At 66.6% G+C, this 25,115-nt stretch carries 25 protein-coding genes; 11 read left to right on the plus strand and 14 right to left on the minus strand.

What is annotated here, in order from left to right; translation table 11 throughout:
• The 5 genes from Amac_RS04345 to Amac_RS55855 all read right to left on the minus strand — a co-directional run.
• The coding region (locus tag Amac_RS04345; protein ID WP_170322319.1) for a lytic polysaccharide monooxygenase auxiliary activity family 9 protein at positions 1–657 on the minus strand (657 nt) is incomplete at its 3' end.
• A gap of 174 nt (positions 658–831) precedes the next feature.
• Positions 832–1,908 (minus strand): glycoside hydrolase family 19 protein, encoded by a 1,077-nt coding sequence (locus tag Amac_RS04350; RefSeq protein ID WP_155353005.1) that lies wholly within the window; start codon positions 1,906–1,908, stop codon positions 832–834.
• A gap of 231 nt (positions 1,909–2,139) precedes the next feature.
• A complete protein-coding gene (locus tag Amac_RS04355) occupies positions 2,140–3,522 on the minus strand; it encodes a ferredoxin reductase family protein (RefSeq protein ID WP_218040880.1) in 1,383 nt (460 codons plus the stop codon).
• Positions 3,519–4,064, minus strand: coding sequence for a DUF305 domain-containing protein (locus Amac_RS04360; protein ID WP_155353006.1), 546 nt, complete (start codon positions 4,062–4,064; stop codon positions 3,519–3,521). The genes Amac_RS04355 and Amac_RS04360 overlap by 4 nt, the downstream gene beginning before the upstream one ends.
• Before the next feature lie 82 nt (positions 4,065–4,146).
• The gene (locus Amac_RS55855; protein ID WP_246268073.1) at positions 4,147–5,550 is read right to left on the minus strand and encodes a DUF1996 domain-containing protein; all 1,404 of its coding nucleotides are present in this window, start codon (positions 5,548–5,550) and stop codon (positions 4,147–4,149) included.
• 213 nt (positions 5,551–5,763) lie between these two features.
• Here Amac_RS55855 and Amac_RS04375 point away from each other — a divergent pair, with 213 nt between their 5' ends.
• A complete protein-coding gene (locus tag Amac_RS04375) occupies positions 5,764–7,557 on the plus strand; it encodes a sigma-70 family RNA polymerase sigma factor (RefSeq protein ID WP_155353007.1) in 1,794 nt (597 codons plus the stop codon).
• 1 nt (position 7,558) lies between these two features.
• Here Amac_RS04375 and Amac_RS04380 read toward each other — a convergent pair whose 3' ends face one another.
• The 3 genes from Amac_RS04380 to Amac_RS04390 all read right to left on the minus strand — a co-directional run bounded on the left by Amac_RS04380 (position 7,559) and on the right by Amac_RS04390 (position 9,499).
• Positions 7,559–7,807, minus strand: a complete 249-nt coding sequence (locus Amac_RS04380; protein WP_155353008.1) for a hypothetical protein — start codon at positions 7,805–7,807, stop codon at positions 7,559–7,561.
• Between the two features lie 164 nt (positions 7,808–7,971).
• Entirely contained in the window at positions 7,972–8,409 is a 438-nt protein-coding gene (locus Amac_RS04385; RefSeq protein WP_155353009.1) for a DUF8820 family protein, read from the minus strand.
• Positions 8,410–8,419: 10 nt separating this feature from the next.
• Positions 8,420–9,499, minus strand: coding sequence for a DUF6745 domain-containing protein (locus Amac_RS04390; protein WP_155353010.1), 1,080 nt, complete (start codon positions 9,497–9,499; stop codon positions 8,420–8,422).
• Positions 9,500–9,729: 230 nt separating this feature from the next.
• Between Amac_RS04390 and Amac_RS04395 the strand changes: the two genes are divergently transcribed.
• Entirely contained in the window at positions 9,730–10,710 is a 981-nt protein-coding gene (locus tag Amac_RS04395; protein WP_155353011.1) for an endonuclease/exonuclease/phosphatase family protein, read from the plus strand.
• On the opposite strand, the gene Amac_RS04400 is transcribed toward Amac_RS04395, so the two are convergent.
• Positions 10,711–11,355, minus strand: coding sequence for a YoaK family protein (locus Amac_RS04400; protein WP_155353012.1), 645 nt, complete (start codon positions 11,353–11,355; stop codon positions 10,711–10,713). It lies immediately after the preceding gene.
• Between the two features lie 42 nt (positions 11,356–11,397).
• Positions 11,398–12,129 (minus strand): DUF427 domain-containing protein, encoded by a 732-nt coding sequence (locus Amac_RS04405; RefSeq protein WP_155353013.1) that lies wholly within the window; start codon positions 12,127–12,129, stop codon positions 11,398–11,400.
• A 137-nt stretch (positions 12,130–12,266) separates the two neighbouring features.
• Between Amac_RS04405 and Amac_RS04410 the strand changes: the two genes are divergently transcribed.
• The 6 genes from Amac_RS04410 (at position 12,267) to Amac_RS04430 (ending at position 19,413) form a co-directional block, all read left to right on the plus strand.
• Complete coding sequence (locus Amac_RS04410) at positions 12,267–12,866, plus strand: pyridoxamine 5'-phosphate oxidase family protein (RefSeq protein WP_155353283.1); 600 nt, start codon at positions 12,267–12,269, stop codon at positions 12,864–12,866.
• 179 nt (positions 12,867–13,045) lie between these two features.
• Positions 13,046–14,722 carry an NAD-dependent malic enzyme gene (locus tag Amac_RS04415; protein WP_155353014.1) on the plus strand — a complete coding sequence of 559 codons (1,677 nt, stop codon included), beginning with the start codon at positions 13,046–13,048 and terminating at the stop codon, positions 14,720–14,722.
• Positions 14,719–16,158: a class II fumarate hydratase gene (gene fumC, locus Amac_RS04420; protein ID WP_155353015.1), complete on the plus strand. Its 1,440-nt coding sequence runs from the start codon at positions 14,719–14,721 to the stop codon at positions 16,156–16,158. Before Amac_RS04415 ends, fumC begins: the two co-directional genes overlap by 4 nt.
• A gap of 41 nt (positions 16,159–16,199) precedes the next feature.
• Positions 16,200–18,374, plus strand: a complete 2,175-nt coding sequence (locus Amac_RS04425; protein ID WP_155353016.1) for a peptidase domain-containing ABC transporter — start codon at positions 16,200–16,202, stop codon at positions 18,372–18,374.
• A 35-nt stretch (positions 18,375–18,409) separates the two neighbouring features.
• Complete coding sequence (locus Amac_RS57165; RefSeq protein WP_281356245.1) at positions 18,410–18,541, plus strand: hypothetical protein; 132 nt, start codon at positions 18,410–18,412, stop codon at positions 18,539–18,541.
• 74 nt (positions 18,542–18,615) lie between these two features.
• A complete protein-coding gene (locus Amac_RS04430) occupies positions 18,616–19,413 on the plus strand; it encodes a neutral zinc metallopeptidase (RefSeq protein ID WP_155353017.1) in 798 nt (265 codons plus the stop codon).
• A gap of 114 nt (positions 19,414–19,527) precedes the next feature.
• Here the strand turns inward: Amac_RS04430 and Amac_RS04435 are convergent, their stop codons facing one another.
• Both Amac_RS04435 and Amac_RS04440 read right to left on the minus strand, forming a co-directional pair.
• Positions 19,528–20,502 carry an alpha/beta hydrolase gene (locus tag Amac_RS04435; protein ID WP_155353018.1) on the minus strand — a complete coding sequence of 325 codons (975 nt, stop codon included), beginning with the start codon at positions 20,500–20,502 and terminating at the stop codon, positions 19,528–19,530.
• A gap of 416 nt (positions 20,503–20,918) precedes the next feature.
• Positions 20,919–21,737: a Stf0 family sulfotransferase gene (locus Amac_RS04440; protein WP_155353019.1), complete on the minus strand. Its 819-nt coding sequence runs from the start codon at positions 21,735–21,737 to the stop codon at positions 20,919–20,921.
• 84 nt (positions 21,738–21,821) lie between these two features.
• Here Amac_RS04440 and Amac_RS04445 point away from each other — a divergent pair, with 84 nt between their 5' ends.
• From Amac_RS04445 to Amac_RS04455, 3 genes are all read left to right on the plus strand, one after another.
• Entirely contained in the window at positions 21,822–22,178 is a 357-nt protein-coding gene (locus tag Amac_RS04445) for an MmcQ/YjbR family DNA-binding protein (protein ID WP_155353020.1), read from the plus strand.
• A 22-nt stretch (positions 22,179–22,200) separates the two neighbouring features.
• Positions 22,201–22,614: a putative type II toxin-antitoxin system PemK/MazF family toxin gene (locus Amac_RS04450; protein ID WP_218040883.1), complete on the plus strand. Its 414-nt coding sequence runs from the start codon at positions 22,201–22,203 to the stop codon at positions 22,612–22,614.
• 83 nt (positions 22,615–22,697) lie between these two features.
• Positions 22,698–23,003, plus strand: coding sequence for an antibiotic biosynthesis monooxygenase (locus Amac_RS04455; protein ID WP_155353022.1), 306 nt, complete (start codon positions 22,698–22,700; stop codon positions 23,001–23,003).
• On the opposite strand, the gene Amac_RS04460 is transcribed toward Amac_RS04455, so the two are convergent.
• Together Amac_RS04460 and Amac_RS04465 are read right to left on the minus strand one after the other, a co-directional pair.
• Positions 23,000–23,629: a phosphatase PAP2 family protein gene (locus Amac_RS04460; RefSeq protein WP_155353023.1), complete on the minus strand. Its 630-nt coding sequence runs from the start codon at positions 23,627–23,629 to the stop codon at positions 23,000–23,002. The genes Amac_RS04455 and Amac_RS04460 overlap by 4 nt on opposite strands.
• Positions 23,630–23,652: 23 nt before the next feature.
• A complete protein-coding gene (locus Amac_RS04465) occupies positions 23,653–25,101 on the minus strand; it encodes a hypothetical protein (protein WP_155353024.1) in 1,449 nt (482 codons plus the stop codon).
• Positions 25,102–25,115: the final 14 nt, after the last annotated feature.

Raw genomic sequence — 25,115 nt, forward strand, 5'->3', positions numbered from 1 at the left:
GGGGGACGGCGGGGGCGGGTTGGTGCCGCCGCCGAAGTCCACATCGGAGCAGGTGTAGAAGGCCTCGTTGCTGCCGACCACGCGCTGCCAGATGGAGTAGAGGATGTGGCGACCGGTCCGCTGCGGGATGTTGATCGTCCAGTTGGTGAAGGTGGTCGGGTTCTGGTTGTTGAACGTCTGGATGTGGACCAGGTCCGACCAGTTCAACGGCATCGTCGGGTTCCACCCGGAGCGGGTGATGTAGAAGGAGAAGTTGCTGTTGGCGTGGGGTGCGGTGGCGTGGTAGGTGATGGTCCTCGGACCTGAGGAGAACGAGGTCGCCGGCCAGTCGGAGCGGGCCAGGTCGAGGCCGCGGTACTTGTCGCGCCCGGCGCTGCACAGCTTGCCGTTGGGGATGAGCGCCTGGTGCTGGCCGCCCGCCTCCAGCAACGAGACCTCGTTCCAGTCGTAGAACGCCTGGGTTCCGGCAGCGGCGACCGCGGCCTTGCAGGCGTTCGACTTGGGGCTCTCCGGGCCTTCGTTCTTGCAGACGTAGACGCGGCTCGGGGGGTTGGACAGCGTTCCGTGGGCGTTTGCCTCGCTATTCGGCAACACCACCAGGATCGTGCCGATCAGCAGACCGGCGGCGGCGGACGCCACCCTGTTTCGTAAGTACACCTGACTTTCCTCCTTGGGAGGTCTTCCGGGTACGCGGGCATTGGGGGGCCATGCCCGATGACGAAGGTTCGCCTTTGCCGAGCGGGGTGACGCCGCCAGCTTCAGCTTTATTGAAAGGAAACCTTCCTAAGAATTAACTATCCATGAGCGCTCGGGGGTGCGCAAGGGGAGAGTTCAGCAGCTCAGGTTGCTTCCTGGCGTCGTTCCGAGGATCTGGACGAAGCTCTGGTACTTGCTGACCCGGCTCTGCACCTGGGCGGGGTTGCGGCCGTCGCACTCCAGGCTGCCGTTGATGCTCCGGATGGTCTGCCCGAATCCGGCGCCGTTGACCATCGCGTTGTGCGGGGTCATCGTGCCGGGTCCGCTCTGGGTGTTCCAGTACCAGAGCGCGGTCTTCCAGGCCACGGCGGCGTCGTTCTGCACCAGCCACGGGTTGCCGAGCAGGTTGAGGCCGAGCGCGTCACCGGCCGCCTTGTAGTTGAAGTTCCAGCTCAGCTGGATCGGGCCGCGCCCGTAGTAGGCGGCCTGGCCGGCCGGGCAGCCGTAGGGCTGGCTCGTGTCGCAGTAGTGCGGGTAGTTCGCGGTGTTCTGCTCGACGATGTGCACCAGGCCGCCGGTCTCGTGGCTCACGTTGGCCAGGAACGCGGCCGCTTCCTGCTTGCGGACCGTGTCGCTGCCGGTCTTCGCGAACGCGGGGTACGCGCTGAGCGCGGCCACCAGACCGCTGTAGGTGTAGAACGAGTTCCGGCCCGGGAACATCTGGTTGAACTGGGCCTCCGACACGACGAAGCCACCCGGCGGGGGCGGGGGCGGCGGCGGGGTGGAACCGCCGCAGGTGTACGGGTCCCAGTACCAGGTGCTGATGATCGGGTCGTAGCCCGGGTTGTCGTGCTCGGCGATGTAGTAGAGGCCGTTGGTGTAGCGGACGATGCTGCCCGCGGTGTACCAGGTGCCCGCCTGCCAGTTGGGGTGGTTACATCCGCCTGGGGGCGGGTTGGTGGTGCCGCCGCCGCAGGTGCCCTGGTCGGCCCAGACGCCGGTGGTGCCCGGGGGCGCCTCGTTCTGGGTCCACCACTTGGCCTGCCAGTTGTGGCCGTTGTGGGAGACCATCATGCCACCGGTGTACACCGAGCTCGCGTTCCACGGCGTCGCGCAGGCCGCGGCCGCGGCTGGGGAGGATGGCAGGATCGTCGCCAGTGCACCCGCCATCAGCAGGGCGGCGAACCACGCCATGATCCGTTGTCTCGTCACGTAATCACGCCTTTCCGGCGGTGGTAGCCGCGCGGGATCGCCTTGCGCAGGTCAAGGCGCAAGTCAAGTCGGAAATTTCGGTGCATTCACCATCGACCAGGTGACGGGACTGGCAGATCGTGGCTGCCAGGGGCGATGGCCTGCGATTTCCGTACGTTAGCTGGCTTGACGTGTTTGTGACATTAAATGCGGCTCAAGTGGGGCTTAAGGGATCATGAGTCAAGGTCTTGTTCAGAAGTCGAAGCATTCGAGGTGGATGCGGCGGCTGGGGACTCCCGCACGTCGGAGGGCGTTTCTGGCGGCCATCGTCATGCCGGTGGGGCCGCAGATGTAGACGTCGTGCTCGGCCAGGCCGGGGACGAGGACGCGGAGCGCGCGGCCGGTCAGGGGGACTACGCGTGATTCGTCCAGGGTGTAGAGCACGGTGGCGCCGCGCCGGGCGGCGATCGCGTCGAGTTCGTCGCGTAAGACCAGGTCCTCGTCGCGGCGGGCCATGTAGACGAGGGTGATCTTGCCGGGCAAGGTCTCGAAGAGCGTTCTCAATGGGCTGATTCCCACCCCGCCTCCGATCAGGAGCACCCGCTCGCTGCGCCGGCGTGCGGCCGTCAGGGCGCCGTACGGGCCTTCGGCGACGACCCGGGTTCCCGGGCGGAGCCGGGTCAGCGCGCGACTGTGGTCGCCGACGGCTTTCACGGTGATCCGGAGGTAGCGCGGGTTGACGGGCGCCGACAGCGAGTACGGGTTCGCGGTCCACCACATTCCGGGCGCGAGAAACCGCCAGCGGAAGAACTGGCCGGGCTCCGCGCCCAGCTCGTTGAGGTACGCCCCGGACAGATAGACCGATATCACCGTGGGTGACTCCCACCGGATCTCGGTGATTCGCAGCCGGTGGCGAAGCGCACGGCGTACCGGACTGAGAAAGCGGCACCAGAGCAGAGCTGCGGCGACGCCAACGTAGAGGGTCAGCCAGAGCAGCCTGCCAAGGCCGCCGTCAGCGAAGTCGGGGCCGGTGAGCTGGTGAGCGAACGCCGCGAATACCGCTATGTACGTGAAGAAATGCAGATAGTGCCAGATCTCGTAGCGCATCAGCCGCCTGATGCCGCGAGCCGATACCACGGCGACGCCGATCAGCAGGACCAGCCCGATCGTGGCTTCCCAGACGCCCTCTCCGTTCGCCAGCAGGTGGATCGTGCCCGCGTAGAGACCGGACTCGACGCTGTGGGCGGCGATGACGAACGTCATGTGGGCCAGCGACAGCGTGATCGTCCAGCGTCCGCCTGTCGCGTGCCATCGGGCGAGCCGATCGGTGCCGACACCTCGATCGAGGATCGGAATCCGGGCCATCAGGGCGAGCAGGATCGCGCACGCGTACCCGGCCAGCAGGCCCGAGAGCCGCCCAGCCCAGGCGAGCCAGTCGACCGCCCCCACGACGGACGAAAGGCTCGCCCAGCACCGGGCGGTCGCGGCGACCGCTCCGACGTAGATCAGCACCAGAACGACGTCTGGATTCGCCTGCCTCGCGCGTGGCGGGGCCGTGCGGCGAGTCCGCTTCCCCGACGGCGTCGCGTGCTTCTTGTCGGAACCTGCTTCCCAGACCGACGCGTGCCGGGTCACAGCCAGCCGTTCTTGTTGAGTTCGGCGAGTTCGCCGGCGCGGGCCTTCGCCATGGCCACGGCGAGGGCTTTGGTCTCCCGATCGGCACCGGAGGTCTGTTCACCCTTCGCGACCAGGACCGATTGCCGGAGGTAGTCGCTGACGTGCTCGGCGAACAGGCGGTCGAAGGTCGAGCCCGTGGTCTTGCTGACGATGAGGAGATCAGCCGGAGTGACGATGCCCGGAATGTCATGACCGTCGTGGATATCGGTCTCGGGCACCCCGGACCTGCTCAGTAACCCGCGCAGCTGCGTCAACTGCGCCCTGTGTTCGCCGTTCATCGTCGCCGCGAGCCGGATGACCTGCGCGTTCGAGGTACGCTCCGGCGCTGAGCCGAGCAGCGCGAGCGCCTGCTCCGTCATCGGGATAAGCAACTGCAACCAGGCGACATCGGTCGCGTTGAACGTGCTCGAAACGATCGGTTCGGCCGCCGCCGGTGGTTCGGGCTTGGCGCAGCCCGCCACCAGCACTGCGATGATCACCGCGATGGCTACCCGTCTCATCTCCCGCTCCTGTCGGCTGATCGGCTGGATGACCGGCGGCGAGACCCGGCGGCGCCCGGGTCTCGCCGCACACGCGGACGGATCAGGCAGTTCCGTCCGGGCCACACTTGACCTTCGGCCGGATGCAGTCGCGAATACGCCGCTCCAGCTCGGCCTCGGGCCAGGCGTTGAAGAAGTCACCGTGCATCGTGTAGCCGGGTCCGGACGACAGCCGGAACGCGGACGGATCTCCGTTGATCGTGTATCGGAGCACCATGCGCAGCTTCGGCACCACGACGGGGTGCGTCGCTGGGCAGGCGTTACCGGCGGGATAGGACATGTGGCTCTTGTGGTCGGCCGAGTCGAGGTCCTTGCCGTTCCAGCAGTGCGGGAAGTCCAGGTAGGTCTCCAGCTTGGTGCCGGCCGGACAGTTCACGAAATTCTTGGACGCGCCGACATGCCCGGCGTGCAGGCAGGACCAGCGGGCGCTGCTCGTGCCGTCAGCGGCGGTGGCCTTCGCGTTGCCCGCCACGACGCGCAGCCCCTGCGGGAAGGAGCGGGTCTGGGCGGCCAGTTCCTCGCGTACGCCTTCGCCCAGGTAGTAGAAGGTGGCGCTGCTGGGTTCGACGGGGGTGTCGCCGTTGTAGAGGGTCGGCACCCAGTACGAGGAGAGGTCCACCTTGGGGTCACAGGTGCTGGAGCCCTTGAGCAGGCTGCCCAGGTTGGTGCTCGCGTTGGTGGTCTCGTTGCCCATGAAGCTGTGCATGTGGGAACCGCCTGGCAGGCCCGGCATCACGATCGGGTCGTCGGGCAAGCGGTGGGTGAACGGGCATTCGGCGACGAACTCGGCGACGCGCACCGCGCCCGGCGGAACGGGGCCCTTGGGCAGTTCACCGGCCGGGGTGGTGGGGGTCGCGCTCGTCGTCGGCTTGGTCGGTGTCGGGGTCGGGGTGTTTGTCGGCTTTGTGGGGGTGGGCGTTGGGGTCGGCTTGGCGCTCGGGCTGGGGCTCGGGCTGGGACTCGTCGTAGCCGTGCCGAATACCTGGAATTCCCACAGGGAGACGCCCCACTGGGTCGCCCGCTTCGTGGCGTGCAGCCGGACATACCTGCCGCTGGTGGACACATCCAGCGTCTGCACGCCGTTGATCCCGGCGGCCGACTTGACGGTCTGCCACTCGCCGCTGCCGTTGGACACCTGGATCGTGTACGCGCTCGCGTAGGCGCGCTCCCAGTTGATCACGATCTTCTTGATCGGACGTACCGACCCGAGGTCCACCTGAAGCCACTGGGGGTCGCTGAACTTGCTGGACCAGCGGGTGTTGGTCTTGCCGTCCACGGCGGCCGAGGGCGAGAGATCGCCGCGCTCGGCCGAGGACGCCGCGACCAGGCGCTCCTGCGAGAGCGGCACTTCGGCCGCGCCGGCCGGGCTGCTGACCCCGTTCACCAGGCAGGCGCCGAGGACAGCCCCCAGCGCGAGGCGGGAAACTCTGGTACTGGTCTCACTCATTACGGATGAGGTCCTTTGCAAGCGGGACGTACGGGATGAGGAGGAAGGGGGCGAGGGCTGGCGGGATGAGGGCTTGAGGGATGAGCCCTGCGCCCCTTGTACTGGGAGACCCTGCCGAGACCTCCGGACAACACAAATCCCGAAAATTTGTTATCTGGGCCGGTTGGGCGGCGTCTCCAGTAGTAGGAGCAGGGACGATGAGAGCGGGGGCTGATGGCGAGTCAAGTCAGGAGCGGGCCGGACACAGCGTTGGTGGCCGCCGCCCGGAACGGGGACCAGCGCGCGCTCGACACCCTGGTCGCCGACTCGCTCCCGCTCCTCTACAACATCGTCGGCCGCGCCCTGAACGGGCACACCGATGTGGACGATGTCGTCCAGGAGACCCTGATCCGGGTCGTACGCGGACTTCCTGGGCTTCGTGACCTTTCCGCCTACCGGTCCTGGCTGGTGGCGATCGCCGTACGCCAGGTTCGCGATCATGAGCAGGATCGGCGGTCGGAGAACCACCGCACGGCCGACCTTGACACCGCGACGGAAATGCCGGACCCGGCCTCCGATTTCGCGATGGTCACGATCCTCCGCCTGGGCCTGACCGACCAGCGCCGCGAGGTCGCTGAGGCCACCCGGTGGCTCGACAATGACGACCGCGCCCTGCTCGCCCTCTGGTGGCTGGAGGAAACCGGCGAACTCGGACGAGCCGACCTGGCGGGAGCGTTGAACCTGTCCCCGCGTCATGCCGCTGTGCGGGTGCAGCGCATGAAGGAACAAGTGCAGACCGCGCACATGGTCGTACGGGCTTTGCAGAACGCGGCGACGTGCCCCGAACTTCGCTCGATGACCTGGGATTGGGACGGCATCCCAACGCCGCTCTGGCGCAAACGTTTCTCACGACATATCCGTGAATGCCCCAACTGCACGCCCCATACCCGGGGCTTGATCCCGCTGGACCGCCTGCTCTCCGGTCTACCGCTCATCCCGATCCCGGTGGGTTTCGCGCTGCTTGTGCAGCCGCCACCGATCGAGATCACCACGGTCGCGCATGCCTTGAGCCCGGGGGGCCGAGTCGCGGTCGCGGCGGGCGCTGGGGTCACCACCATCGCGATAGCCACTCTGGTGATCACCCAATTGATGCCCGCGCCGCCGGAACGGCCGCCCGTACAAGCGGCCCCCATCACCACGTCGGCCGCGCCGGTGGTGTCGAAATCCCCTCGGCCGTCGCCATCGCTGGACCGAGTCGCCGCATCCATACCGGCGAAACCAGTGACGGCCGCCTCGTTGAAGAAAGGCGTGGCCGTCTGGAACGCGCCCAACGTCAGCCAGGCCCTCGCCAAATCGCAAGCCCGCTGGTATTACACCTGGGCCAGCCACACCAACGGCATCACGACCCCGAAGAACACCCAGTTCATTCCGATGATCAGGGCCGCGGAGAACGTCAACTCCGAAGCCCTGGCCCAAGCCAAGAACGCGGGCCCCTACCTGCTGAGTTTCAATGAGCCGGACCTGGCCGCCCAGGCGAACATGACGGTGGAGGAAGCCCTGTCGCACTGGCCCAAACTCATGAAAGCGGGCCGCATCCTCGGCAGTCCCGGCGTCGCCTTCGGCGGCGACACCCCCGGCAGCTGGCTCGACCGCTTCATGACCGGCGTCCGCGCCCGGAACTACCGCGTCGATTTCATCACCCTGCACTGGTACGGCTCCGACTTCCGCACCCAGCCCGCGGTATCCCACCTGAAGTCCTACCTGGCCGCCGTGTACAAACGCTACGGCAAACCGATCTGGCTAACCGAATACGCCTTGATCGACTTCAGCAACGGCACCACCTACGCCTCCGACAGCCAGCAGGCCGCCTTCCTCACCGCCTCCACCAAAATGCTGGCCACCCTTCCCTACGTGCACCGCTACGCCTGGTTCGGCCTCCCCGCCGAAACCGGAAAACCCAACAGCGGCCTGTTCCGCGAAGACGGCTCCGCAACAGAATCCGGCCAAGCTTTCCAGGTGGCCCAGTGACTCAGACCACTTCCCGGATGGCCATGTCGATTTCGTCCGGGCGAGGCTGCCAGTCGCGGCGGGGCAGGTAGGCCACCCGCCAGAGGATGGTGGGCGCGAAGATAAACGGCCCGTAGACCGGGATCAAATACATGAGCCCGTCCCTGGCCCGATAGGAGACCAGTCTCGCCAGCGCGCCCAGGATGATCGCCGGAGTCCAGCTCACGACCAGGCCGACCAGGTCCCCAACCGCATATCCGCGCTGGGTCAAGGCCGGAATATCGTGGACCCTGGCACTGAGATAAGAGGAAACCCCGCAACAGGAGACCCACAGTGCCACGGTCGCGATAGCACGAAGAATCCGCGTCACCACACTCATGAGGACCCCCTTTGGGCCACATACTAAGTGCCCACGTTTCGGCCCGTCTGCTGAGATCAGTCCTTGACCAGGCGGATTCTGCGGCCTCCATGCTCGCGTTGCCGCCGCACCACGTAGGTGCCCGGCGCGCACCCGGAGGCGCCATGCTCCGGGTGCAGAAGATAGGCGACGGCCGAGGTCTCGAAAACAGCGACGGCGAGCGACTGGCGGTCCCACATTTTCGCCGTCCACCGGCATGTACCCGGATCGGCGAAAAGCGTGTGCGGGTTACCGCCGGCCCCGCCGCGAAGCAGTACCAAGCCCTGCGGGCGCACATCCCGCCAGGTCGCGTCTTCCGGAATGGTCACCGTCGACTCGACGAAGGAAAGCGGGATGACGATGAGGTCGCCCTGGGCTTGGAGCCCGTCGATGACGGGGATCGATGCGGACTGTTCGAGATGGTCGAGCACGGACATTCCCGTCCGGCGGGACAGCGAAGCAAGGGTATCGGTCATGGGAATCACCTCAGGTTCGGCGGGCGAGCTGGGAGTATTGCTCGGCGGACAGGCCGTAGGTCCATCCGGCGGCCGTGATCGGGTCGGGGAGGTATCCCGGCACGGTCAAGCCGTACTGGCGGCGGGTTCCGTCGCGTTCGACGGAACCGTTGATCGCGAGCAGGACTCTGGTGTCTTTCCGCATGTCGTAGAGGCGGAGTTCGGCGCCCGGATTTCCGGGGTCCGGTGCTGCGGCGATGAGCCAGAGCCGGGCCTGTTCGATGTAGGACGGCCAGCCGATGCGCTCGATCGCGCAGCGCCGGATCTCGATATTGGTTTCCCGGTCGATTCGCTGAACATCCGGGTCTGTGATCACCCAGGAGGGCACCTCTACTCCGTGCCAGGCGTGCACGTCGAATCCGTCGGCGTAGCGGATCGCGGGGCCGTCCGGTGCGTGGAGCCGTACTTCGCCGTTGTCGCCCCACACTTCCGTACGGATGGTGACCGGCCGTTCGGAGACGACGCAGATGTCGCGCTGTGGCCACCACCAGCCGCAGGAGCGGGCCGCGGTCGCCCACAATTCGAGTTGCCTGGACTGCTCGGCGGCGAAAACGACGCCCGCCGCCCTGCGAAGGGCGTCGTAGTGCGCGATCCAGGAAACGCCCTGCGTGCTGTACCACCGGGACCAGTTGGTTCCCGCATCGTGCGCCAGAACAATCGGAATGAACACCGACCGCTTGGCGGATCGCGAAAGTGACGCGCGGACCCTATCTTTGATCAGCTCGTTCATCGGCCCATGACCCCATCGGACCTGGGCGTCGAGTTGCAGCCACAGCCGCTGGACCAGCTCGTTCAATCGAGCCGGCAGGGGCCATTTCGACAGGTGGTCGAGGCCTTTCCACGAGCGCGGGTGTATCCCCGGCGGAACGGTCGCCATGGCGGCGACCGGCGAGGTGACCCAATGGAACCGGGGTGGCGGGAATCCGGCCAGCTGATACAGCCCGGAGATTGCCTCTTCTGCGGTTCGACGATCGGCGGGCAGCGTCGACAACGCCCAGCCCAGCCATTCTTCACGGATTTCAGCAGCTTCCCGCTGCACGAGAGAGGTCACCGGACGGAGGTGATGTCGTCCTTTCCAACAGTCATGGCTGAATGGTCACAGATCGACGCCTCGCCTGTCTACCCCCAGATCTCCGGGCACCCCTGGCGACGTCTTGATCACTCCATTACGGAACTTTAGCCAACCACCTCCGCCTAACCGCTTTCATGCGGCCATATAGTCCGAATTAGTGCCTCTGGAAGCCGCCACAGGTCACGCTCGGCCGCAGAAGGTAATCTTTCATGACGACGATCCGGATATCGACCTTCAACGTCGAGAATCTCGATGAAACGCCGCCTGGCGCGCGCCCTTCGCTTGCCGAGCGCATCGTGTTGATGAAGCCGCAGATCAAGCGACTCAAGGCTGATATCGCCCTTTTTCAGGAAGTTCACGGTCAGGAGCGGCCAGGGCAACCACGCGCCTTGCTGGCCCTGCAGGATTTGATTACGGACACCAATCTCGCGGGCTCGACCCTCGTCAGCACGAAGCCTTCCGATAACGCGGTCTACGACGTACGCAATCTGGTGGTCGCCACTCATCTGCCGATTATCGCCCACCAGCAGCTTCGCAACGATCTGGTCGACAAACCCACGTACCGGCGACTTACCGCGATCCCGCCGGACCCGAATCCCATCGAAATCGGAGTGGAGCGGCCGATCCTGCACGTGCAGATCAGCCTTGACGGCCGGCCGCTGCACGTGATCAATGTCCATCTGAAATCCAAGATTCCCACGGATATCCCTGGTCAGATGCTGGACACCTACACCTGGCGAGCCGCCGACGCATGGGCGGAAGGCTCGTTCATTTCGTCGATGAAACGGATGAGCCAGGCCCTTGAAGTGCGGCGTCTGGTGGACCAGATCCTGACCGCCGACGCGGACGCCTGGATCGTCGTGGGCGGCGATTTCAACGCGACGCCGGACGAGATTCCCGTCCTGGCCATTCGCGGTGCGGTCGAGGACACCGGGAACGGCGACCTGTCCAACCGAATTCTCGTCCCCATCGAACATTCGATTCCGGCGCCTTCCCGATACACCCTCTATCATCAGGGCCACGGCCAGATGCTCGACCACATGCTGGTGACCAGGAATCTCCTCGCCCACTACCGCGGTTCGGAAATCCACAACGAGGTCCTGCACGACGAGTCGGCCGCGTTCGGCACCGATCGCAAGTACCCAGAAAGCGACCACGCTCCCGTCGTGGCCACCTTCGAATTCGAATAGTCACTTCGGTCGGGTGAAACACCCGACCAGCGTGGTCATCATGGCCACGGGAATGGTGGCGAGCACCAGAGTCCACGCGATTCCATGGGTATGAAGCAGCCAGGCTCCAACCGTCACCCCGCACACAAGCGCCACCACCGACGCCGCGAGGCGCCCGATATGCGGGTCATGTCCGCCAACGATCGGGGAGCCGATGATCATGGAGGTGACGGTGGTCGTCATCACCGTGGTATTGGTCAGATCGGCCACCCCGAGGTGACGAGTGGTGACATTTCGCATCCCCATCGCCAGCGCGAGAATCACAATCAGCGCGTACGGCGAAACAGGCATAAAAGCCACCCCACTGGCCAAAGCCAGCAGCGACGCCTCAGCGATCAGGGCCACCAGCAGCCAGTGACGACCGACCCGCCCGAGCAGCCCTCCCCCCACCACCCCCGCCACGTACGCCCCGACAGCGACCAGCGGCGGCCCCACAGCGAACCCCGACGCGCCGCCGAGCGCCAGGCCGAGCATGACGATGTTCCCGGTCATGGCCGACGTGAACACCTGCCCGAGCCCCAGAAAGCTGACCGCGTCGACCAGCCCGCTCACCACGGTGAGGGTCAAGATCGCAGGCGGCAGCAGATCACGACCGCCGACATCCATCTTGATCAGATTCCCGGCCGACGCCCAGCCGTACCTTCCCCGTCAATCCCCGGCGCGTTTCTCCCGCGCACCATCGACGATGATGTCGACGACCTCGTTGTAGAACGAGAGATAGTCCTTGATCTGCGTGACAGCGGGAACCGGGTCGGGATAGACCCACGCCACATCGTTGGGCACGCCCTCGACAGGCTCGCGCATCGACCAATAGGAGGCTTCCCCCTTGTACGGGCAGAGCGTATGGCTCTCGGTCGCCACCAGCAGGTCGAAGTTCACGTCCTTGGGCGGAATGTAGTAGCGGGTGGGCAGCCCGGTTTCGAAGACCAGCACCGGCTCCCAGGTGTCGGCGACGATCTGGCCACCGATCTCGATCCGCACATGCCGGGAACTCCGGATCGCGTCGACACGTTTGTGCGGGTCACGAGGATGCGCGAAAATCTCCTCATCCTCCTCAAGCCACCGGTCAAGCGACAACCATTCGAACGCGATATGCCCAGGCAGCTTCGGATAGACGTAGGCCGCGTTCGGCGTCACGTCCCCATCCATGACCAGGTCGTAGAACTCGGTCGCCCCTTCATGCGGTCCGCTCGGCGGATTCGCCGCCGGCCGCAGCAGATCACCGCGCACATCGCCGACGGGGAACGCATAGCGCGGAACGGGATACGCCGACTCCCACACCAGCAGCGGCTCCCGGCTGTCCACGACGACGGTCTCCCCTTGGTAGCCGCGTACCCAGCGCCGGCTCGTCTCCCAGCTGAACCGCTTGTTGTACGCCATCTCACCACAGTAATCACGCCGGATCAGCGGACCGTATCCTGGGCCCGGAAACCACCCCCAAGAAGATCGAGGGCCTCCAGGTGAGCAGTCAGCACGCGCCCGGCTTGGGCGTCACCGACCGCACGCGGATCCGCCGCATGAAAGAGAAAGGCCGCACCGACCGCGCGGACCTGAACGCCGTGCTGGCCGCCGGTTTCGTCTGCCACCTGGGGGTGAGCGTGGATGGCACGATCATGGTGATCCCCACGATTTACGGCGCGACCGAGGACACGCTGTATTTCCACGGTTCGGTCGCCGCCCGAAGCCTGGTCGCGGCTCCCGACCAGACGATGTGCGTCACCGTCACCCACGTCGACGGCCTGGTCCTCGCACGCTCGGTCTTCGAACACAGCGTCAACTACCGCTCCGCCATGATCTACGGCATCCCCCGCCTGATCACCGACGAGACCGAGAAACTCCACGGCCTGCGCGTAGTCACAGAGCAGTGCGCACCGGGCCAATGGGACTACGCCCGCCGCCCCACCCGCAAGGAACTGGCCGGAACAAGCATCCTGGCACTCTCCCTCGACGAAGCCTCCGTCAAGATCCGCACAGGCCCCCCGGACGACGGCGACAGCCCCGACGCCCAACTCGGCCTCTGGGCCGGCGTCCTGCCATTGACCACATCCTGGGGAGCCCCCATCGCCGACCCCGCACTTCCCGCCGGCATTGCCGCGCCCCCACACCTCTCGCGCTAATTCGAGGGGTAGCCGTAGCTCCCAAAGCCCGGGCCACGCGGACCTGGCGCCAAGACCATGGGGTGACCGCAAACGGAGCTTTGTTGGGGCTTTGTTGCCTGCGAATCGGGGCCGGAGGCAGGGTGGAAGAGGGCGCGAACCTGAGTGAATTCTCCACCAAGAGAAGTCAGGAGACAGCGATGCACAAGCGGTCCTTCGAAGGCGGTCTCGCGGTCCTGGACAATCCCCTGCTCAACAAGGACACGGCCTTCAGCCACGAAGAGCGGGCGGAACTCGGTCTGGACGGGCTGATCCCGCCGGTGGTCGAGACACTCGAAGAACAGGCGGCCCGGGCGTACGCGCAGTATCTGGCGCAACCCACCGACCTGCTGAAGAACGTCTACCTGACCGCCTTGCAGGACCGCAACGAGGTGCTCTTCTACCGCCTGCTCACCGACCACCTGCGGGAAATGCTCCCCATCGTGTACGACCCCACGGTCGCCCAAGCCATCAAGAACTACAGCCACGAATACCGCCGGCCCCGAGGCGTCTACCTGTCCATCGACGACGTGCACGGCATCGAGCAGGCCTTCCGCAATTTCGGCCTGGAATCCGATGACGTGGATCTGATCGTCGCCTCCGACGCCGAGGAAATCCTGGGCATCGGAGACTGGGGCGTGGGCGGCGGGGCCGGCATCGCCGTCGGCAAACTGGCCGTCTACACCGCCGCCGCCGGAATCGACCCCGGCCGCGTCATTCCCGTCGCCCTGGACGTCGGCACCAACAACGAGGCTTTGCTCAACGACCCCTTCTACGTGGGTGAACGGCATTCGCGGATCCGAGGGCAGCGTTACGACGACTTCATCGACGCGTACGTCTCGACCGCCACCCGCCTTTTCCCGAACGCGATGCTCCACTGGGAGGACTTCGGCCCGTCCAACGGCCGCCGCATCCTGGAGGAGTACACGCCCCGGATCCCCACGTTCAACGACGACATGCAGGGCACCGGCGCGATCGTCCTGGCGGCCATGCTGGGCGCGACCCGCGTCTCCGGCGTGCCGATGCGGGAGCAGCGCATCGTCATCTTCGGATCCGGCACGGCGGGCATCGGCATCGCCGACCAGCTGTGCGACGCGATGGTCCGCGACGGTCTGGACCACCTCACGGCCATGCGCCGGATCTGGGCGATCGACCAGCAGGGCCTGCTCACCGATGACATGTCGGCCCTGCGCGACTTCCAGGCCCCCTACGCCCGGCCGTTGTCCGAGGTCGCCGACTGGAACCGGGAGCAAGGCCGCATCGGGCTCGGGGAGGTCGTCAACCGGGTCAAGCCGACCATGCTCCTGGGCACCTCCACCGTCCACGGCGCCTTCACCGAGGAGATCGTCCGGGCCATGGCCGCGAGCGTGGACCGGCCGATCATCTTCCCGATCTCCAACCCGACCGACCGGATGGAGGCCGTGCCGGACGACCTCCTCCACTGGACCGAGGGCCGGGCCCTGATCGCGACCGGAATCCCGGTAAGCCCGATCACGTACCACGGTGTCACCTATGTCATCGGCCAGGCCAACAACGCCCTGCTGTACCCGGGGTTGGGGTTGGGCACGGTCGTGTCGCGGGCGCGGCGGGTCAGCAAGGACATGCTGCACGCCGCCGCCTGCGCCGTCGGCGGGCTGGTGGACGTGACGGCTCCCGGCGCGTCGCTACTGCCCCAGGTGGAGAACCTCCGCGAGGTCTCGGCCACGGTGGCGGTCGCGGTGGCCCGGCAGGCGGACGCGGAGAACCTGGCCCGCGTCTCCCTCGACGACCCCGTCCAGCAGGTGCAGGACGCGATGTGGCAGGCGGAATACCGGCCAATCCGGGGAGAATCAGGATGAACCGGATCCAGTACCTGCCGATCGGGCTGCGGGCCTCCGGCACCCGGACCGAGAGTGACTCGCTCGGGGAGATCCAGGTGCCGGCCGACCACTACTGGGGCGCGCAGACCCAGCGGTCTCTGATCCATTTCAACATCGGCGACGATCGCATGCCCAAGCCCGTCTACCATGCGTACGGCTTCATCAAGAAGACCGCGGCGATCGTGAACGGGCGCGCCGGGCGGCTGCCGCAGTGGAAGGCCGACCTGATCAGCCAGGTCGCCGACGAGGTCATCAGCGGCGCGCTGGACAGCGAGTTCCCGCTGTACGTCTGGCAGACCGGTTCCGGCACGCAGTCGAACATGAACGTCAACGAGGTGATCTCCAACCGGGCGATCCAGCTGCTCGGCGGGCGGCTGGGCAGCAAGCATCCCGTACATCCGAACGATCACGTGAACATGGGGCAGTCGTCCAACGACACGTTCGTCACCGCCATGCACATCGCCGCGACGATGGCGCTCGAACGTGACGTGCTCCCGGCGCTGGCCCGGCTGCGGGACGCCACCGCGGCCAGGAGCACGGAATGGGAGAACACCGTCAAGATCGGCCGTACCCACCTGGAAGACGCGACTCCGCTCACGGTCGGCCAGGAGTGGTCAGGCTACGCGGCCCAGCTCGATGACGCCTCCGACCACCTCAAACACACCCTCACCTGGCTTTACCGCCTGGCCATCGGCGGCACCGCGGTCGGAACCGGGCTGAACGCACCACCGGATTTCAGCCGCGAGGTCACCGCGCTCCTCGCCGATCTCACCGGATTCCCGTTCGTCGGCGCGCCCAACAAGTTCGCCGCCCAAGCCTCCTGCGACGCGCTGGTCCGTGTCTCGACCGCGCTGCGCGCCCTGGCGGTGTCGCTGTTCAAGTTCGCCAACGACATGCGCTGGCTCGGGTCGGGTCCCCGGACGGGACTGCACGAGCTGATCCTGCCGTCCAACGAGCCGGGTTCCTCGATCATGCCGGGAAAGGTGAATCCGACCCAGGCGGAAGCCATGCTGATGGTCGCCATCCAAGTGATCGGAAACGACACCGCGGTCTCCATGGCCGGTGCGGAGGGCAACTTCGAACTCAACGCGTTCCGGCCGATCATCATCACGAACGTCCTGCACTCGGCCCGCCTGCTGTCCGACATGATGGACCATTTCCGCAGATACCTTGTCGAAGGCGCCCAGCTCAACACGTCCAAGCTGAAGGACAACGTAGACCGCTCGGTCATGATGGTGACCGCGCTCAGCCCCGTCATCGGCTACGACAAAGCCGCCCTGATCGCGCATCGCGCGCTCGACGAGAACCTCACCCTCCGGGACGCCGCACTGAAATCCGGCGTCACCGCGGCCCTGTACGACCAGGTCGTCAACCCCGAACGCCTCACCAGACCAGGCGTGGCCACAATCAACTGACCCCCAAGCGGCCGCCAAGACCCGGCTGCGACGATCCCGCGATGAGCACACGAGCACCCATTCGGCTGCAGAGTGGGCTGGCCGAATGCGGTGCCGCCTGCCTGGCCACCGTGTTGAGCTACCACAAACGGCACAGCAGCGTACGCGAGGTCAGCGAGCGCTGCGGGGTCGGCAGGGACGGCCTGTCCGCGCTGTCGATCGTCCGAGCCGCCCGCGAGTACGGCCTGCGCGCCACCGCATTCTCCGTAAAACCCACCCAACTTGCCGGTGCCCCGCTCCCGGCGATCGCCCACTGGCAGTCCAACCATTTCGTCGTGATCGAGCGGTACGGCTCCCGCGGCGTCCACCTCATCGACCCCGCCGTGGGCAGGCGAAAGCTCACTCACGACGAGTTCGGGACGGGCTTCAGCGGGGTCCTGTTAACTTTCGCGCCCGGCGACCAGTTCGAGCGTCGGCGCAGGCCACGCAGGGGTTGGCTGCGGGCTCTCGCCGCGACCGCCCTGCTCCGGCAGCGGGGGCTGCTGGCCCAGATCCTGCTGGCTTCGCTGCTGCTGCAGGGCGTCGGGCTGCTGGTCCAGAGCTTCGCCCAGGTGCTGATCGACGCCGTGCTGCCCACCCGGGGCGAGGAGCTGCTCGGCATGCTCGGCGTCGGGTTGGCGCTGGCCGGGGTGCTCCACGTGCTGCTCAGCTACCTGCGCTCGGCCACGCTGCTGAGCTTGCGGCTGCGGGTGGACCGGTTGCTGACCGCGCAGGTGGTCGGGCATCTGTTCAGCTTGCCGTACCGCTATTTCCTGCATCGCGGCGCCGGGGATCTCGCGCAGCGCAGCGCGAGCGTGAGCCGGTTGCGGCAACTGCTGTCGGGGCCGGTCACCAGCGCGCTGCTGGACGGGCCGCTGGCCGTGGGTTACCTGACGATCGTCCTGGTCAAGGCGCCGCCGCTGGGTTTCTGCCTGCTCGGTCTGGCCGCCGTCCAGGGCGCGCTGCTCCTGCTGACCCGGCGACGACGGTCGGATCTGAACCAGGCTTCGCTCAGCGCCCAGGTGCAGACGCAGGGTCAGCTGATCGAGGCGATCAAGGGGGTGGAGACGCTGAAGGCCGGCGGCGCCGAGGGAGCGGCGCTCGGCCGCTGGTCACGGCTGTTCGCCGAGCAGCTCAGGGCCGATGGGCGGCTGGGGATCACGGAGAACGTGGTCACCTCCGTGCTGGAGAGCATGCGGCTGCTGGCTCCGGCGATCCTGCTGTGGGTGGGCGGCTGGCAGGTGCTCGGGGGAAGGGCGGGGCTGGGCGCGACCCTCACCCTGTGCGCGCTCGCCGCGGCCGCGCTCGGGCCGATCACCTCGCTGCTGGCGTGCGCCAGGACGCTGCAGGAGGCGGCCGCCCACGTCGAACGGCTGGCCGACATCCTGGAATCCGAACCTGAGCCGCAGGGCCGGATCCAGCCGCGTGACCTGCGCGGACAGATCCAGCTTGCGGATGTTTCCTACCGGCACGACCCGCGCGCGCCGTGGACGCTCCAGCAGATCACGGTGCGCATCCGGCCCGGCGAGAAGATCGCGCTGGTGGGCCGGACCGGGTCGGGCAAGAGCACGCTGGCCCGGCTCATGCTCGGCCTCCACGAGCCCACCCTGGGCACGATCAGCTACGACGGAGTCCCGCTCGACACCCTGCACCGGGGCGCGCTGCGCCGGCATTTCGGCGTCGTCACGCAGGAGCCGCACCTGTTCAGCGGCACCATCCGCGAGAACATCGCACTGACCCGTCCTGGGGCGTCCCTGGCGGAGGTCGTGGAGGCGGCTCGGCTGGCGTGCGTCCATGACGACATTCAGGCCATGCCGCTCGGTTACGACACGCACCTGTCGGAGGGTATGGGCCTGTCCGGCGGGCAGCGGCAGCGGCTGGCGCTGGCTCGCGCGCTGCTCGGGCGTCCCCGGGTGCTGCTGCTCGACGAGGCGACCAGCCATCTGGACACCGTCACCGAGGCCCAGATCGAACAGCATCTGTCGTTGCTGTCGCAGACCCGCATCATCATCGCGCACCGGCTCAGCACGGTACGGGACGCCGACCAGATCATCGTGATCGAGGACGGGCGGATCGCCGAGCACGGACGCCATGCGGATCTGCAGGCGCTTGGCGGGCACTACGCGGGACTTGTAGCCGGACAGGAAACCCCACCTAGTGATCGCCAAGAGATTCCCAAGTGGTGTCTGCGACCTTAAGTATGCACATTCCAACAGGAAAGGGTTCAACGAAAATGAACAGCTTCGAGATGACCGCCCACCAGCTCGACGACAGCGAACTGGCCGCTGTCAACGGCGGACTTCCCGCGAACTACGACTGGATGAACTACGACTGGCGCGACGCCGTCATCGAAGCCCTGCCGTAAATCATAGGGGGTCGCCCGCTACGGGCGACCCCACCACGGAACGTCATGGAACAGAGTGGAACGCCTTAAAGGCTATGAAGAAAATCCACTCGATCGTCCTCGTCACGCTTTCCTGGCTCCTGTTATCCGGCACGGCGGCACACGCCAGTTCAAACGGTACGGCACACGCCCGCTACCCGATCAAGGACTCCACCCTCACCGACAACGACCTGTATTACACCAGCGAACTCGAGTCGTCCAACTGCCGCGAGAAGCCCATCAAACGCAACAACGTCGCCTCCGCCAAGCGCTACGTGACCGCGATCCTTGATTGCCTCAACCGGTCGTGGGGGGCTCATTTCGAGGACCGGGGCCTACCGTTCGAGAAGGCCAGGGTGGCGTTCATCACCAAACCCCGGCGATACTGCGGCAATTCCTGGGGAGACGCGGCCGCGATGTACTGCGACAAGGAGAACCGCTTCACCGTCTTGCTGAACAAGACCGCGCTCGACGACCCTTTCGACTTGTTCCTCTTCGACACGACCGCCCATGAGTACGGTCACCACATCCAGAACCTCATGGAAATAACGAGCGCCTACGAGGAGCACGCCTTCAAGAACAAGAGCGAGTTGTACGAGCAGTCGCGGCGGCACGAACTCCAAGCCGAATGCCTGGCCGGGGTCTTCATCGGGAGCGTCTGGGACTCGCTGTCGCGGAACACGGGCGACTGGAAGGAAATGCTCGCCCTTGACCGGCAGAGCGGGGATGAGGGCAGCAAGATCCGCAGCCATGGGAAGGGGCGCAATATCGCGGCGTGGTTGGATCGGGGTTTCAAGGCGGTCTCGCCTGAAGCCTGCAACACCTGGGCGGCCAGTTCCGCCAAGGTTGCCTGAGACGTCAGCTTTCGGTGCGCACGGTCGGTTCGCCTGCCGTGCCACCGAGTATGCCTTTGCTCAGGACGTACCTGCCGGGCTTGGGCTAGAAGCAGCTCACACGACGGGTGACCATCAAGCGGTCAGCGCCTCCATCAGCATGGGGAGTGACCTTTCCAGCGCTCGGCTCCAGTAGGGCCAGGTGTGCGTACCCGGGCCGTAGAAGTCGGTGGTGACGTCCAGGCCGCTCTGCTCCGCGCGTTTGACGAACGTCTTCGCCTCGCTGAGGAGGAAACTCTCGCTACTGTCGTCGCCCGCGCCGTCCGGATCCAGGGGGCCCGGCGTGCCGTCCCCGCAGGAGACGTAGAGGCGTATCCCTTTTAGGCGGTCGGTGAGGTTGGCCGGGTTGTGGTCGTCCCAGACGGGGGTGGAAGGGTCGAGGCCCCAGAGCTTGGCGGGATCCTCACCATAGTTTCTGGTGATGTCCAGAATCGCGTCCGCCTGGGCCTGGCTGTCGAGGACCCCCGAATAGGACGCGGCGGCCAGGAACATGCCAGGATTGCGCGCGGCGTAGCCCATCGCGCCAAGCCCACCCATGGACAATCCCGCGATCGCCCTTCTGTCCCCCGCGCCGAAGTCGCGTTCGAGGATGGCGAGCAGTTCCTTGAGGTGAAAGGTCTCCCACTTCGGACCGTCCAGCCAGTCGGAATACCAGCTGGTGGGACCGCCTTCCGGAATCACGATCAGTGCCCGCGCTGTGGCGGTGACCCGAGCGGTTGTGTCGTCTTCCAGCCAGCCCCCGGACGTCGACGACTGGCAGCATCCGTGGAGCAGGTATAACACCGGCCACGGCCCTGAGCCGGGTGCCCAGCCCGGCGGGAGCAGTACGGTGACCTTGGCCTGCCTGCCGAGCGCGGCCGACTGCACGGTGAGGACCCGAGTCCGTGGGTCCGGGCTGGCGACCTGCACAGCCGCATCGGCCGACGGCTGGCCCGGATCGGATGGGGCAGGATCGGATGAGGCCGGATCCGACTGGGGCCACCAAATCACGGCCACCACGATGGCGGCCACTGCCACGAGCGCGACTGCCCAGAGCCATCTGCGGGTCATGAGATCATCCTGGCTCGTACGGGCTCCGCTGTGCCAGCGAAATGATGGTCACAGGTGGACATTCTGCACATCATGTGGATTTATCGCGGGATCGTGCCTGTGTTCTGGTGGTGGCGAGAAATTGGATGGGCTACTCTTTCTGCTCATCGAGATCCCCGCGCCCCAAAGCCGGGGTTGACCACAGATTTGACTCTGTGTTAATGTGCGCCTCTGGCGGTCCGGGATGCCTGCCCTAAGGGTGGTTGCGTTGACCGCTTCTCTCTCGCAAACCTTTCAATGGGATACGCAAAGTTCTCTAGAGAACTTTGCGCAAGTCCATGAAAACTTGCAAAGACCTTTCTGATGCCCGCCATGTTCCCGCAGGTAGATGGCCTCAGCGGTTTCACGCAGACGACAAAGGCTCGCGCAAGGAACCGTCAAACCCCACGATGGTACGACGCTGCTTCGTCGCCCTGATCAAGGCACTCGGCGGACGACTCTCCCCGATAGCGGGCGATCCACTGATCGTTGAGCTCGTCGGCCTGGCGTTGATGACGGGCCTCGATCGTGTGCCCCTCCGGCATCTCAAGCCGAAGGAACCTCAGGACGGCCAGGGTGACGCCAACCAGATCGCCGTCCAGTTCCTCGTACCGCACCACGTACGGCAGGATGCCGGCCGCAGCGAACCACGCCTCCCATGCCGCATTGTGTTCCTCGATCATCTGAACAAGCTGACCTATCCGACCGGCGTCGAAAGTCGGCGTCCGCCCGCCACCGGTAGCGCCGATCTCCCCGCTCCCTCCGACGTACCAGACATTGCTCTGCTCCGCGCGAAGCCACGACACCGCCTGCGCCACGACATCCTCACGCCGCAGAAACACGAAACCCGTCCGGCCGAACGCCCGATCCAACAGCCTCACGGGGTCGCCCGCGAGATCCGGGTGGATCCCCGCCAGCTTGTCGACGACCTGTTCGAGGGTTCCCCACATGAGCTTCGCCCCGAACACGCCATTCGCGCTCCGCCCAGCCCGCAACGCGGCTCGAACATAGTCCCCGTAGTCGAACCCGCCCTGCGACGTGCGCGGAATCCGCCAGCGATCAGCCCATAGCGGCTCGTCGGGCTCACGGAAGTACGCTTGCGGCCGTCCCGCGACCTGGGTGGATTCCAGCAACCCCAGCAGCAGCGAGCTACCCGTGCGCGGAGTCGCACAGACGAAATAGGAGGCAATCTGTCCGGTCGCCAGGTGCCCGGCCATGGTGCCACGGTAAAGCCGTCCTCAACGTCAACCCAATACCAACCGTTGGAATACTGTGAGCGCGATGGACGGCGGGAGGCGTACATGATCGGCGATGATGTGGTGGCGCGGCTGCGTGAGATATGCCTGTCTCTGCCGGAGGTGGTGGAGAAGCCGTTCGGTGGTCACACCGCGCCCTCGTTTCGGGTCCGGGAGAAGCTGTTTCTGATGACCAGCGAGGACGGACTGACCATGATGTTCAAAGCTGGGCCCGGCGTGCAGGAGGCTCTGGTGGGGTCCGATCCAGGACGTTTCTTCGTGCCTGCGTATGTGGGGTCGAAGGGATGGGTTGGAGCTCGGCTCGACGCTGAGCAGGACTGGGATGAGATCGACGAGTTGATCAGGGATAGTTACCGGCTGATCGCGCCCAAGCGGCTGGCCGCGCTTGTGGACCAGGGGTAGTAGGCGGAGTTGGTTTTCATTGATGCGCGGTGAGGTCTGGTGGGCGCTCCTCGACGAGAGGCGTCCGGTGGTGCTCTTGTCGGGTGGGGAGGCGTCCGAGTTTCGGGCGATGCAGATCGTTGCTCCCGCGACCACCGATGAGAAGCGCGGGTTTCTGGTCTTGACGGGGGAAGAGGCGCTGGATCCCGACGTGATGCGGAATCTCCCGTCCGTGGGCACTGACATCCGGGCCGTGGGCGTGGAGGTCGGGATCGGTATTCGTGAAGGGCTTCCGTACGAAGGCGTCGTGCGTGTCGCGCTTCCTCGTGACGGCCACCTGTTCTGCACCTGGCTGATCACCCTGACCAGGGATTACCTGACCGAGCGGGCTGGGGTTCTGGCGGCTGCGAAACTCCAGCAGCTCGAACATGCCCTTCGGCTGGCCGGCGTCGAATAGCACCTGTGTCGATCAGGCGGTTGCACCCTTTGGCAACACCGCCATAAGGTTTTTACCGGTGTCGCCACACACAGGAGGCTAGAATGATCATGAGGACCTGGCGCGGCTGGACACGAGCCGAAGACGCCGACGCCTATTCGGCCTACCTGATGGAGACGGGCCATCCGGGCTACACCTCGACGCCGGGCAACCAGGGCGTCACCTTCACCCGCCGCGACGACGGCGGCCGGGCGGAGTTCCTGCTGATCTCCATCTGGGACTCCTGGGAGGCGATCAGGGCCTTCGCCGGCCCCGATCCCGAGCGCGCCGTCTTCTATCCCCAGGACGACCGCTTCCTGGTCGACCGGGAGCTGACCGTCGACCACTACGAGGTCTTCGCCGCCAGCTAGCGAGAGCGACTGTCAGCTAACCTCTCGGGCACATCTTCTGCCAGAACATCTGTGGTACGTCGACGCGTGGCGGGGACGACGAGCACCAGGGCCGCCGTGGTCACGAGCAGCGAGCCGATGGTGTCGGTCAGGTAGTGGGCGCCGAGATACACCCGGGCCAGCATCTGCCCGACCACCAGGACCGCTCCGACGGCCACGACGAGCCGGCTCGCCGCAGTGCCGCGGACCAGCAGGGCAGCCGCGACGACGATCGAGAGCGTCAGGCAGACGTGCCCGCTCGGGAAGCTGTCGCTGGCCAGCCTCCGCACGAGCGAGTCCGCGGCAGGCGGACGCGGCCGGGCGACGATGATCTTATAGATCGCGCCGAGCCCCCAGCCCGCGGTGATCACGACGGCGGTACGGGCGGCGTCGGTGCGGCGACCGGTCGCGAAGAGGTAAGCGGTCGCGCCGACGAGCGTGATCATGCCGGCGATCGTGTTGAAGCCGAAGTTGAACCCTTGGGCGATCACGGTGAGCCACGGCGTCCGGACCGACTGGATCATATGGTTGACGTCCAGATCGGCGGAGGTCCACGCGGACGTCTTCGCGGCGAAGCCGAGAATCAGGGCGAGGATGAGCAGCGGCACCGCCGCCCCCAGGCGTCTGTTGATCACTTGATGGTTCCCGTCGCAGGCTGGTAGGCGTACCAAGTGTGGCCGTCGGGCAGCCGGATCCGGGACTTGTTCCAGCCGATCAGGTAGCGGGCGGGCATGCTCTTGCGGTTGACGAGCACGACCACGCGCGCCCCCGCCCGCAGGGCCTTCTCGATCACTAGCGGCACCTTGTCGCCCCCGTAGTTGGTCATGACGCCGCGCGAGGCGCAGCGAATCAGATACCCGATCTCGACCGCGTGATGGCCGTACACCAGGCACGGCATCCGCAGGCCGCGGGCGGTCAGCCAGGAGGTGACGGCCTCGTCCTTGGCCCGCGACGACGCGGTGGCCTCCGCCCGCAGGCGGAACGTTCCCGCCTGAACGACCACGAAGGCGACGAGCGCGGCGGCGATAGCGACCGCGCCCAACGGCCGTGCCACCCGCCAGGTGGCCAGCCGCGCCAGCGCCGCGGCGGCGGGCAGGGCCAGCAGGGCGTAGGCGGGAAGCAGGAAGCGGGGCGCGGCGTAGCCGACGGTGAATAGATAGCCGGCCGCCAGGCACAGCCCGCACAGCAGCGCCATCAGCAGGTCGGTGCGCCGGGTCGCCCACACGCCGGCCGCGGCCAGGACGGGGAGCGCGGCGAACCAGATCACATGAGCCGGCTGCGGGCTGCCGCAAATGGTGCCGAACCGGCACAGCAGCGGGCCGTCCAGCGCTTCCAGGTGGGGCAGCAGGCTGAACGTCAGCCCGGTCTGGTTGATCGAGCCGGCCGCGCTGAGCCGGGCCAGCGGCCCGCCGTACGCGACGTAGGCTTCGACGATCCACGCGCCCCAGCCGATCGCCAGCCCGGTCGCCAGCACCGCCGCCCGGCTCCAGGCGCGGCGGAGCAGGGCGGCCACGGCGAGCGGCGCGGCGAGCCAGAGCGCGTCGGTCGGGCGGACGAGGGAGATCAGCGCGAACGCGCCGCCCAGCCCCGCCAGGGCCGCGCGGCCCGCGAGAAAGTACAGCCCGGTGGCGGCGACCCCGCCGTAGGCGACGTACAGGTTGGGCATCGCCTCGTTGGCGTAGAACAGCGTCGTCCACAGGGTCGCGAACAGTCCGGCGGCGAGGGGAACCGCGAAGGTGTTCCGCAGCCGCAGCCACGGCAGGTACGCGAGGAACAGCCCCGCGCCCGACAGGACGCTCAGGTACACCCTGATGGCGGTGACCGAGGCGGTGAAGTACGCCACCGGGGCGACGATCAGCGGCACCCCCCGGGCGCGCGGCGCGCTGAAGTCGGCGGGCGGCACGCCGCGTGCCACCTGGCTGACATAGACGCTCTCGTCCCACCCCAGCCCGATACGTAAGGTGACCAAGAGCTGGAAGCCGGTGTAACCGAGGGCCACCAGGCCGAGGACCACGTGCCAGCGGCGGGATTCTCGCGCGGGACGCGGCGGGTCCAGGGTGGCCACGGCGAGGTCGGTCACGGGTGCGCTCCTCA

Source organism: Acrocarpospora macrocephala, from assembly GCF_009687865.1.
Taxonomy (GTDB): domain Bacteria; phylum Actinomycetota; class Actinomycetes; order Streptosporangiales; family Streptosporangiaceae; genus Acrocarpospora; species Acrocarpospora macrocephala.

What these genes read in the sequence shown, in the direction of transcription:
- Amac_RS04405 (WP_155353013.1), bottom strand. Translation starts at nt 12,129, where the DNA reads ATGGCGTACAACAAGCGGTTCAGCTGGGAGACGAGCCGGCGCTGGGTA.
- Amac_RS04415 (WP_155353014.1), top strand. Translation starts at nt 13,046, where the DNA reads ATGCACAAGCGGTCCTTCGAAGGCGGTCTCGCGGTCCTGGACAATCCC.
- Amac_RS04385 (WP_155353009.1), bottom strand. Translation starts at nt 8,409, where the DNA reads ATGACCGATACCCTTGCTTCGCTGTCCCGCCGGACGGGAATGTCCGTG.
- Amac_RS04435 (WP_155353018.1), bottom strand. Translation starts at nt 20,502, where the DNA reads ATGACCCGCAGATGGCTCTGGGCAGTCGCGCTCGTGGCAGTGGCCGCC.
- Amac_RS04425 (WP_155353016.1), top strand. Translation starts at nt 16,200, where the DNA reads ATGAGCACACGAGCACCCATTCGGCTGCAGAGTGGGCTGGCCGAATGC.
- Amac_RS04445 (WP_155353020.1), top strand. Translation starts at nt 21,822, where the DNA reads ATGATCGGCGATGATGTGGTGGCGCGGCTGCGTGAGATATGCCTGTCT.
- Amac_RS04410 (WP_155353283.1), top strand. Translation starts at nt 12,267, where the DNA reads ATGAAAGAGAAAGGCCGCACCGACCGCGCGGACCTGAACGCCGTGCTG.
- Amac_RS04375 (WP_155353007.1), top strand. Translation starts at nt 5,764, where the DNA reads ATGGCGAGTCAAGTCAGGAGCGGGCCGGACACAGCGTTGGTGGCCGCC.
- Amac_RS04395 (WP_155353011.1), top strand. Translation starts at nt 9,730, where the DNA reads ATGACGACGATCCGGATATCGACCTTCAACGTCGAGAATCTCGATGAA.
- Amac_RS04360 (WP_155353006.1), bottom strand. Translation starts at nt 4,064, where the DNA reads ATGAGACGGGTAGCCATCGCGGTGATCATCGCAGTGCTGGTGGCGGGC.
- Amac_RS57165 (WP_281356245.1), top strand. Translation starts at nt 18,410, where the DNA reads ATGAACAGCTTCGAGATGACCGCCCACCAGCTCGACGACAGCGAACTG.
- fumC (WP_155353015.1), top strand. Translation starts at nt 14,719, where the DNA reads ATGAACCGGATCCAGTACCTGCCGATCGGGCTGCGGGCCTCCGGCACC.
- Amac_RS04440 (WP_155353019.1), bottom strand. Translation starts at nt 21,737, where the DNA reads ATGGCCGGGCACCTGGCGACCGGACAGATTGCCTCCTATTTCGTCTGT.
- Amac_RS04430 (WP_155353017.1), top strand. Translation starts at nt 18,616, where the DNA reads ATGAAGAAAATCCACTCGATCGTCCTCGTCACGCTTTCCTGGCTCCTG.
- Amac_RS04450 (WP_218040883.1), top strand. Translation starts at nt 22,201, where the DNA reads ATGCGCGGTGAGGTCTGGTGGGCGCTCCTCGACGAGAGGCGTCCGGTG.
- Amac_RS04400 (WP_155353012.1), bottom strand. Translation starts at nt 11,355, where the DNA reads ATGGATGTCGGCGGTCGTGATCTGCTGCCGCCTGCGATCTTGACCCTC.
- Amac_RS04455 (WP_155353022.1), top strand. Translation starts at nt 22,698, where the DNA reads ATGATCATGAGGACCTGGCGCGGCTGGACACGAGCCGAAGACGCCGAC.
- Amac_RS55855 (WP_246268073.1), bottom strand. Translation starts at nt 5,550, where the DNA reads ATGAGTGAGACCAGTACCAGAGTTTCCCGCCTCGCGCTGGGGGCTGTC.